This window comes from Candidatus Pelagibacter sp. HIMB109, assembly GCF_052048155.1.
Taxonomy (GTDB): Bacteria; Pseudomonadota; Alphaproteobacteria; order Pelagibacterales; family Pelagibacteraceae; genus HIMB114.
In genome coordinates this window covers 1-9471 of sequence record NZ_JBNAIK010000011.1, presented here as the reverse complement: position 1 = coordinate 9471, position 9471 = coordinate 1, and the positions used below count along the sequence as shown (strand labels likewise).

Genomic DNA, 9471 nt, shown 5'->3' with positions numbered 1-9471 from the left:
ATTAGTTAACCGTTTTAAAAATAGAATTACTTTTCCGATACAAAATTATTACAGTAATTTTATTGGTTGTGGAGGTCGAACAGTTTTACCAAATGCTTTGGCAAAATATATAAATTCTCCTGAAACAAATTTTTTTAAAAAAGGTTTTAATTTGTTTAATTTAAATAATGCAAAAAAAGAAAGTTTAAATTCAAATAATTTAATTCTTGTTGAAGGGTATATGGATGTAGTGTCTTTGTTTAATAAAGGAATAAAAAATGTTTCTGCCACCTTAGGTACTGCAATGACAACTTCGCAGATAAGCTTAGCTTGGAAGAACTTTGATAAAATTATCATTTGTTTTGATGGAGATCAAAGTGGTATTGATGCTTCTTATCGAGCTGCAGAAAGAATTTTAAAAATATTAAAACCAGGAAAAGATATTTATTTTGCAAAAATTCCTAACGGCCAAGATCCAGATGATTTTGTAAATCAATTTGGTAAAGAAGGTTTCAATTCTTTAATAAGTCAAAGTAAAGATTTAGCAGATGTTATTTTTAACCATCATGCATTAGGAGTTAATAAATCAAAACCTTCAGATATTGCTATGTTAGAAAAAAAGTTATTTAATTTAGCTGATGAAATTGAAGATCAAATTTCAAAAAAATATATAAAAAGCGCATTTAAAAATAAAATTTTTGAAAACATTATTAAGAAGAAAAATTATAATTCTCAAAGTCAGGAAGAGATAAAAAAAGCAAGTTTGCGATTAATGCTATCTAAAGAAGAAATAGTAGAGTTATCTTTCATTAATTTAATATTAAATTATCCAGAATTTAGTGAAAATAAAATTGAAGATATATCGCTTTTAGAATTTAATTTTAAAGAAAGTAATATTTTTATATCTGAACTTATAAATTCATTAGTAAATGAAAATATTAAAACAAAAGAAGATTTAAGAAAAAAATTAACAATAAACTTTGCCTCTTTTATTAAAAAAATTGAAATGTATTCAAATAACAAAAGTATTATTGTTAATCTTAATGAAGAGTCTTACTCAAACTTTTTCAATGATTATGTTGAAGAATTAAATGTTGCCAAAAAAAATAAACAGATTTCTAGTCTTGAGTCGGAGCTACTAAAGAACCCTGATGAGGCTAGCTATAATCAATACTTATCTCTAAAAAATAGCTAAAAATGTTAAAAATCTTCCGTTTATTTTTTATTAAAAAAATATAAATTCCAGCATCTATTGTGGAAAAATTAATATCAAAATCCTTTGAAAGACTTGTTGAGAAAGGCCTGAATAGAGGTTTTATAACACATGAAGAGTTACAAAAATCTTTAGGTAAAAGAAACAGTAATATTGAAAGTTTAGACACTGCATTAGTACATATTTTTGATCAAGCAATTACTTTAGTTCAAAATAAATCTGATTTTAAAGTAAAAAAACAAGAATCTGAAACTGCGAAGCAATCAAAGACAGTTGAAAGAAGCGATGACCCAATAAGAATGTACCTAAGAGAAATGGGTGGCGTAGAACTTCTGTCGCGTGAAGGTGAAACAGCAATTGCTAAGAGAATAGAATCTGGTCGATATGTAATGATCAGTTCGTTATCAGAAAGTCCAATTACTGCAAAAAAAATATTCGATTGGGAAGAGAAATTAATTAATAATGAAATGCTTGTAAGAGATATTATTGATCTTGATACGAATTTTATTGATGATGAAAAATTAGCAAAGTCAATTAAAGAGAAAAGTAAAAAAGAAGCTAAAGAAAAAAATCCAAATATAGATACTGAGTCAGAAGATAGTAATGACGATGATGAATTTAATATATCTCTAGCATCATTAGAAATTGAGTTAAAACCAAAAATTTTAGAGGCTTTCAGCAGGATTACAAAAAACTATAAAAAACTAATTTCTTATCAAAGAGATAAGCTTGAATGTGTTTTAAAAAATCAAGCATTTAGCGACAGTAAAAAGAAAAGTTACGAAAAGGTAAAAAAAGAAATTATGGAAGAACTTTTGAAGCTTCAGCTTAACCAAGTTACTCAAGAAGATTTGGTTGCCTTAAATTATGCTGAAAATAAAAAAATCCTTTCTTACGATGGTGAATTAATGAGAGCGGCAAATAAACATGGTATTTCAAGAGACGATTTTATTAAATTTTATGTAGGTAATGAACTAAATCCAAATTTTGAAAAATTTTTAAGTGAAGAAAAAAGTTGGTTAGCTTTCTTTACTAAAGAAAAAAAACTTTTTGCAAATTTAAAAGATAAACTTATTGAGCTCAGTGACAACATTGGAATGTCAATTTCTGATTTTAGAATTTTAGTGAATAAAATTAAAAAAGGGGAAAGAGAGTCTAGAATTGCAAAAAAAGAAATGATCGAAGCCAATCTTAGATTAGTTATTTCGATTGCAAAAAAATATACAAATAGAGGTTTGCAGTTTTTAGATTTAATTCAAGAAGGTAACATTGGTTTAATGAAAGCGGTAGATAAGTTTGAGTATAGAAGGGGATATAAATTTTCAACATATGCAACATGGTGGATAAGGCAAGCCATTACAAGATCAATTGCTGACCAAGCTAGAACGATTAGAATTCCAGTTCATATGATAGAAACAATAAATAAAATTGTAAGAACTCAAAGACAAATGATGAGTGAGTTTGGAAGAGAACCTACACCAGAAGAGTTATCAAAAAAATTGGCAATGCCGCTTGAAAAAGTTAGAAAAGTTTTAAAGATAGCAAAAGAGCCAGTGTCATTAGAAACTCCAGTCGGAGATGAAGAAGATAGTACTCTTGGTGATTTTATTGAAGACTCAAATGCATTAATACCTGTAGATGCTGCGGTTCAGACTGCATTAAAAAATACAACAACCAAAGTTTTGGCTTCTTTAACTCCAAGAGAAGAAAGAGTATTGAGAATGAGATTTGGTATTGGCATGAATACAGATCATACCCTCGAGGAAGTTGGCCAGCAGTTTTCTGTTACTAGAGAAAGGATCAGACAGATTGAAGCAAAGGCATTAAGAAAACTAAAACACCCAAGTCGATCTAGGCAATTAAAAAGTTTCTTAGATAATTAAAATAATTTATTTATTTTTGTTATCATTAGTGTAATAACAAAATATTCCGGGCCTGTAGCTCAGTTGGTTAGAGCCCCCCGCTCATAACGGGGTTGTCGGGGGTTCAAATCCCTCCGGGCCCACCAATAAATAATGACCAAACCATCTATAAAAAGTTATTTTTTACTTTTCTTTTTAGCAGCCATATGGGGCTCTGCTTTTTTTAATTATAAAATTGTTTTAACAAGTTTTGACTATTTTCTCTTAGCAGGTGGAAGATTATTTTTTGCCACTATTTTTTTATGTTTACTATCCTTATTTTTTTTGAGGTCTATAAATTTTAAAATTTTATTCTCTAAAAATTTTTATATTTTTTTTATTATTGGTTTTACAAATTATGTATTGCCCTTCAGTTTAATAGCATTCGGCATAGATGGTATGTCTAGTGGTCTTGCAGCATTATTGATGTCTGCTGGCCCATTTTATGCAATTATTTTATCACACTTATTTACTAATGATAAATTCAATAAATATAAACTAATTGGAACTATGATTGGTTTTGTCAGTGTGTTTATTTTATTTTACGATCAAGTTTATGTTACAAAATCAACAACAATAAAATCAGTTCTAATTGTAATGTCAGCATCTCTGAGTTATGTGATTGGAGGCTTGATTGTGCAAAAATTTAAAAAGTTTAATAATCAAACTATTGCAACCTTGTCTATGGGATGTGGAACAATATTATTATTACCAATTTGTATATATAAGCTATCTAAACTAAATATTAATTATGTTGAACTTAATAGTTTATTAAGTCTAATTTATCTTGGTGTATTTAGTACTGCAATTGCTTTTATGATGAGGGCAAAATTAATTTTTGACAATGGTTTAATTTTTATGTCTCAAGTATCGTTATTAATACCAATTTTTGGTTTATATTTTAGCTGGCTATTTTTAAGTGAAAAATTTACTGCAAATATGTTAATTTCCCTTTTTATTATTTTGTTTGGTCTGTGGGTTTTGCAATTAGGATATAAAAAATCTAATTCTTAGATATAAATTCATTCAAGTTAGCTATTAAACCATCAAAGCCTTTACTGGCTAATATTGAGCTAAATTCTTCTCTTTGAGTTTTTGCTAAGCTTAAACCTTCTACGACTAAATCTCTTATAACTAACTTTTTATTTATATTGAAAACTCTCCAGTCAATTTTTATTTCTTGATTTTCTTTTTTAGATATCATTTTTGAATTTACTAAAACATAGTTATCACTTATTCTTTTTGATCCAGTAACTTTTATATTTTGGTCACTATAATTTTGTAATCTACTTGATATATTCTTTGCAAAAAAAACTCTGAATACCTCTGAATATTTTTTTAACTGAGCTTCATTCAAATCTTTTCTTGAAGACCCTAGGGTAAATCGACCTAAACCATCTACATCAACAACATCCAGAGCGATAGCTTCAATTTTCTTTTTTTTATCGGCTATATTAAGATTTGAGTCTAAGATAATTTTTTTAGCATTATCAGTTGTTGATTGAACAAGTTGTTCAGCTTCTGTTTCAAATGAGTAACTGTTAGAAGATAGAATGATAAAGAAAAATATATTTAAAAAAAAATTTTTTCTTAACATTTATTTTGAAAAACTATTTGAAATCTTTCCATTGCTCTTCATCAGAAGAGTTGCCATCATTTGTTAAATAGTTTCTTCTTTGAAGGTATAAACTTCTAACAGATGCATATAGATCTACAGAATTTTTTTCTAAATTATCTAGTGCATTTAAATTTTCAGCTCGCCAATTTGTTTTATCAAGGGCAGTTTCTCCCCAGTAAGTTCCGTCTCCTAGGTTGTTTCCAAGTAACATTTCTTTATTTCCAACTGTACTTAAATAAAAAGGATCAAGCATTGCATTGCCGATTTTTCCAACACTGTCTCTTAAAGTTGCGGGCCCCAGAACAGGTAACATTACATAACATCCGTGTCCAACACCCCAGGCTCCAAGAGTTTGGCCATAGTCTTCATTTTCATTTTTTTTAAATCCCAGTTTTGATGCTGGATCAAATATTCCAAGTATCCCAATGGTTGTGTTTATAAAAAATCTTCCAGTATCATTTATGCCTTGTTTATATTTACCTTGAAGAAATTGATTTGGAATTTGAACAAAGTAGGAAACATTATTGGTTGCATTTTTCACTCCAGTTTTCAACGGATCAGGCAGGTATGAATAGCCTTTTGCAACTGGTTTAAAAATAGTTTTATCTAACCCCATATTAAATGAAAAAACGGCTCTGTTTACTGGTTCAAAACAATCCTTAGTTTTTGAAAACGAAACTGTGGGCGTCAGTGTTATTACTGATGCAATTGATGCAATTAATAAAGTGCTTAAAAACTTTTTCATTTTTTTATATTTGTGCGAGTATATAGTGATATTTGTAGCTAAAACTAGAGTAAAAAAAGGCAATTAATGCATTTAAAAATAAAGAAAAAACCTAGTAAAAACTTTGACAAATTAAAAGATAGAAGAATTAAGTATATAATAATTCATTATACGGGCATGAAAGACCAGAAATCTGCAATTAAAAGATTACAATCAAAAGTTGCAAAAGTTAGCTGCCATTATTTAATTAGCAGAGGAGGCAAAATCTATCAAATGGTTCAAGACCAAGATGTCGCTTGGCACGCTGGAAAATCAAAATGGGGTAAAGACATTAATTTAAATTCTAAATCAATTGGAATTGAATTGGTAAACAAAGGGTTTGAAAGTTTTCCTGAAAAACAGATTGTTGCGTTAATAAATGTTTTAAAAATCCTAAAAAAAAAATACCAGATCAAACCCACTTATATTCTTGGGCACGAAGATATATCTCCTGGTAGAAAGACTGATCCAGGTCCGAAATTTCCCTGGAAAATATTGTATAATCACAAACTTACTAAAAAGCATTGATTTTACTTGTTTTTTGACTATAAGCATTTTGCTAGTTGGTTGAATGGTAGCTCTATTATAATAGAGAGGAAAGTCTGGGCTCCATAGGAAAAAGTACCAGGTAACTCCTGGCAGGAGAAATCCTAGAGATAGTGCCACAGAGAATAGACCGCCTAATCAAGGCAAGGGTGAAACGGTGAGGTAAGAGCTCACCGCCTTTTTAGTAATAAAAAGGGCAAGGAAAACCTTACTTGGAGCAAGACCAAATAGGGGTAGCACGATCTTTGATCAAACATCCTAAGTTTGCTACCCGGGTTGGTTGCTGGAGCTGTTTAGAAATAATCAGCCAAGATAAATTACCATTTTAAATGACAGAACCCAGCTTATAGACCAACTAGCAAATTCAATTATAAATAGAACAATATAAGAACAACTAAAAGTTGAATATAAATTGACTATTTATTAAAAACCATATATTCCCATAAAATCCCATAAAAGGGAATTTGATGAATAAATTGTATGTTTATTTCTACTTACGAAAACAAACTAGACAAAAAAGGAAGGGTGTCCGTGCCTGCAGCTTATAGATCTCATTTATCTACCCTTGGTTATAACGGAGTTGTTTGTTACCCATCTTTTACAAATTCATCTATTGAATTTTGTCCTCAAGACAGACTAGAAAAAATTATTGAAACAATTGAAACACTAAATCCTTTTGAAGAAAATAGAGATATCTTTTCTACATCAATCTTAGCAAACAGTTCTCAACTTAATTTTGATGGTGATGGAAGAATTACTTTAAATGAAAAATTATTAGAGCATTCAAAAATAAAAGAAAAAGTTTTATTTGTTGGTCAAGGAAAAACATTTCAGATGTGGGAACCAACTTTATTTAAAAAATTCAGTGATGATGCAAGAAAAAAAGCAAATTTAAAAAGATCAGAACTGAAATGGAAACAATCAAACTAAAAAAGGAGAAAACGATGGCAATAAATATAACAGCACCTGAATTAAGAGAATTAAAACCAAGAATAGTAGTTTTAGGAGTTGGGGGAGCAGGAGGAAACGCAATCAATAATATGATTGACTCTGGTATCCAAGGTGTCGAGTTTGTTGCCGCAAATACAGATGCACAAGATTTAAAAAAGAATAAAGCTGATTGTAAAATTCAACTAGGTGCTAATTTGACAAGAGGTTTAGGCGCTGGTGCAAAAGCTGATATTGGACAAGCAGCTGCCGATGAGTCAATGAATGAAATAATTAATTTATTACAAGGTGCAAATATGGTTTTTGTAACTGCTGGAATGGGAGGTGGTACAGGAACAGGTGCAGCACCAGTTATTGCAAAGGCTGCAAAGGATTTAAATATTTTAACCGTAGCAGTTGTAACTAAACCTTTTATGTTTGAAGGACCGGGTAGAATAAGAGTTGCTGAAGCAGGTTTAGAAAATCTTTCTAAAGTTGTTGATACGAGCATAATTATTCCAAACCAGAATTTATTTAAAATTGCAGATGATAAAACAACATTTCCTCAAGCATTTAGAATGGCTGATAATGTTTTAATGCACGGCGTAAGAGGAATAACAGATTTGATTGTACAACCTGGATTAATGAATTTGGATTTTGCTGACATTGAAACTATCATGAGCGGAATGGGAAAAGCTATGATGGGAACTGGAGAGGCAGAAGGAGAAAAAAGAGCAGAGCTTGCTTCTGAAGCTGCTATAAATAATCCTTTGATTGATGATTATACTCTTAAAGGAGCTAAAGGTTTACTAGTAAACATCACTGGTGGTAATGATATTACTTTATTTGAAGTAGATGAAGCGGCAAATAAAATTAGAGCTGAGGTAGATCCTACTGCAGATATTTTAATCGGTTCAACTATTGATGAATCTATGAATGGCAAAGTAAGAGTTTCAATTGTTGTTACAGGATTAGGTGGAGAAGTTGTAAAAAACAAACCAACTTTAAGTGTTGTTCAAAATAGAAATCATGGTTACTCAAGACCAAATCTATTTAATAATGCACACTCACCATATTCAAATTATAGCCAAGAAGCGTTTACACAAAATGGTCATCAAGCTAATTCAAGTAACGCCCCTATGGCCAGCGCAACAACTAATCATTCAGCACCTATTTCAGGCTCAAATGCATTGGATGTTAACTCTATCTATAAAACAGAGCAGAATGTTACTCATGAAATCAATACAAATTATGAGGAGTTACAAAAAAGCGCTCCTATAGACAATTCTGTTACGGAGGATTTTATTAGTGAGGATCAAAATTTTGATAGTCTCGATGCAAGCTCCATTGAGGTACAGTCTTCACTAAACATAGAAGAAAATACAATTGAAAATAATAATGTAGAAACTGAAAATGCTACTCCACAGCTATTCACTGGAGATGAAGAGATAAGAGATCATGATCAAGAAAAATCATTAGCCGATGAAATTGATACGGATTTGTCCGATATTAATTTTGACGATAAGGATGATCTTGAGATCCCTGCATTTTTAAGAAGACAAACTAATTAGAGATTATGCTCAATGTCACTGGATACAATAAAACATTATCCAGTGATGTTGAGAGAAGTCACTAATTTTCTTTCAGATAATAAATTAATATTAGACTGTACTTTTGGAGGAGGCGGGTATTCTTCTGAAATTTTAAAAAAATATTCGAATTCAAAAGTTATCGCTATAGATAGAGATATTGAAATTATTCAATTTGCAAAAAAGTTAGAAAAAAAATATTTAAAACGTTTTGTTTTTAAAAATCTTAAATTTTCTGAAATACATAAAGTAAAAGAAATAAATCAAATAGATTATTTTATTTTTGACCTTGGTGTTTCGCACTTTCAATTGAAAGATATGAAGCGAGGGTTCTCATTTAGTTCAGATGACAGTTTAAGTATGAGCATGGGTTTAACAGACCTGGATGCAGAGGAATTAATTAGAAAAGTTTCTGAAAAGGATTTAAAAAATATTTTAAAATTTTTTGGAGAAGAAAAATTCGCTTCAAAAATTGCAAATAAAATTATTAATGTACGAAAAAACAAAAATATATCATCTGGTAAAAAATTAGCTGAAATTATAGAAACTATTAAATTTAAAAAAAATAAAACTCACCCTTCAACAAAATCTTTCCAAGCATTAAGAATGATTGTAAATCAAGAATTATTAGAAATATACAAATCATTAAAATTTATAATTGAAAACTGTAAAGAAAACTCAACAATTATAGTTGTTACATTTCATTCTCTTGAAGATCTTCTTGTTAAAAAAATAATAAATTTTTATGGAAAAAAAACTTCAACTTCGAGATACTTACCACAAGACTCGGATATTAAAAAAATGCCTATAAAAATTTTAACTAACAAAGCTATTAAACCAAATTCAGAGGAAGTTAATGTAAATCCAAGCTCTCGTTCAGCAAAACTGAGAGCTTTTACTAAAATTTGCAAACCTGATTTTATTTTAAATAGATC

The 9471-nt window shown here is 29.6% G+C and carries 9 protein-coding genes, 1 tRNA gene and 1 other RNA gene; 9 read left to right on the top strand and 2 right to left on the bottom strand.

Features of this window, described 5'->3' with window-relative positions:
• The 4 genes from ACTTAQ_RS05850 to ACTTAQ_RS05835 form a co-directional block, all read left to right on the top strand.
• Positions 1–1174, top strand: a 1174-nt coding sequence (locus ACTTAQ_RS05850) for a toprim domain-containing protein (RefSeq protein WP_440696392.1), incomplete at its 5' end; no start/stop codon positions are given.
• A gap of 59 nt (positions 1175–1233) precedes the next feature.
• Positions 1234–3075: an RNA polymerase sigma factor RpoD gene (rpoD, locus tag ACTTAQ_RS05845; RefSeq protein ID WP_440696390.1), complete on the top strand. Its 1842-nt coding sequence runs from the start codon at positions 1234–1236 to the stop codon at positions 3073–3075.
• A 48-nt stretch (positions 3076–3123) separates the two neighbouring features.
• Positions 3124–3200: transfer RNA gene (locus ACTTAQ_RS05840), tRNA-Ile, on the top strand.
• 7 nt (positions 3201–3207) lie between these two features.
• A complete protein-coding gene (locus ACTTAQ_RS05835) occupies positions 3208–4107 on the top strand; it encodes a DMT family transporter (protein ID WP_440696388.1) in 900 nt (299 codons plus the stop codon).
• Here the strand turns inward: ACTTAQ_RS05835 and ACTTAQ_RS05830 are convergent.
• Entirely contained in the window at positions 4097–4690 is a 594-nt protein-coding gene (locus tag ACTTAQ_RS05830; protein ID WP_440696386.1) for an MlaC/ttg2D family ABC transporter substrate-binding protein, read from the bottom strand. The genes ACTTAQ_RS05835 and ACTTAQ_RS05830 overlap by 11 nt on opposite strands.
• Positions 4691–4703: 13 nt before the next feature.
• Complete coding sequence (locus tag ACTTAQ_RS05825; RefSeq protein ID WP_440696384.1) at positions 4704–5456, bottom strand: MlaA family lipoprotein; 753 nt, start codon at positions 5454–5456, stop codon at positions 4704–4706.
• Positions 5457–5522: 66 nt separating this feature from the next.
• Here ACTTAQ_RS05825 and ACTTAQ_RS05820 point away from each other — a divergent pair, with 66 nt between their 5' ends.
• From ACTTAQ_RS05820 to rsmH, 5 genes are all read left to right on the top strand, one after another.
• Complete coding sequence (locus ACTTAQ_RS05820; RefSeq protein ID WP_440696382.1) at positions 5523–6002, top strand: N-acetylmuramoyl-L-alanine amidase; 480 nt, start codon at positions 5523–5525, stop codon at positions 6000–6002.
• 31 nt (positions 6003–6033) lie between these two features.
• An RNA gene (gene rnpB / locus ACTTAQ_RS05815) (RNase P RNA component class A) lies at positions 6034–6383 on the top strand.
• 117 nt (positions 6384–6500) lie between these two features.
• The gene (gene mraZ / locus ACTTAQ_RS05810; RefSeq protein ID WP_009359882.1) at positions 6501–6950 is read left to right on the top strand and encodes a division/cell wall cluster transcriptional repressor MraZ; all 450 of its coding nucleotides are present in this window, start codon (positions 6501–6503) and stop codon (positions 6948–6950) included.
• A gap of 14 nt (positions 6951–6964) precedes the next feature.
• A complete protein-coding gene (gene ftsZ / locus ACTTAQ_RS05805) occupies positions 6965–8518 on the top strand; it encodes a cell division protein FtsZ (RefSeq protein WP_440696394.1) in 1554 nt (517 codons plus the stop codon).
• 12 nt (positions 8519–8530) lie between these two features.
• Positions 8531–9471 (top strand): 16S rRNA (cytosine(1402)-N(4))-methyltransferase RsmH (rsmH, locus tag ACTTAQ_RS05800; RefSeq protein WP_440696379.1); only part of this gene is annotated, 941 nt, incomplete at its 3' end.

Excerpts from the sequence above, each read along its gene's own strand:
- ACTTAQ_RS05835 (WP_440696388.1), top strand. The coding sequence starts at position 3,208 with ATGACCAAACCATCTATAAAAAGTTATTTTTTACTTTTCTTTTTAGCA.
- ACTTAQ_RS05830 (WP_440696386.1), bottom strand. The coding sequence starts at position 4,690 with ATGTTAAGAAAAAATTTTTTTTTAAATATATTTTTCTTTATCATTCTA.
- ACTTAQ_RS05825 (WP_440696384.1), bottom strand. The coding sequence starts at position 5,456 with ATGAAAAAGTTTTTAAGCACTTTATTAATTGCATCAATTGCATCAGTA.
- ACTTAQ_RS05820 (WP_440696382.1), top strand. The coding sequence starts at position 5,523 with ATGCATTTAAAAATAAAGAAAAAACCTAGTAAAAACTTTGACAAATTA.
- mraZ (WP_009359882.1), top strand. The coding sequence starts at position 6,501 with ATGTTTATTTCTACTTACGAAAACAAACTAGACAAAAAAGGAAGGGTG.
- ftsZ (WP_440696394.1), top strand. The coding sequence starts at position 6,965 with ATGGCAATAAATATAACAGCACCTGAATTAAGAGAATTAAAACCAAGA.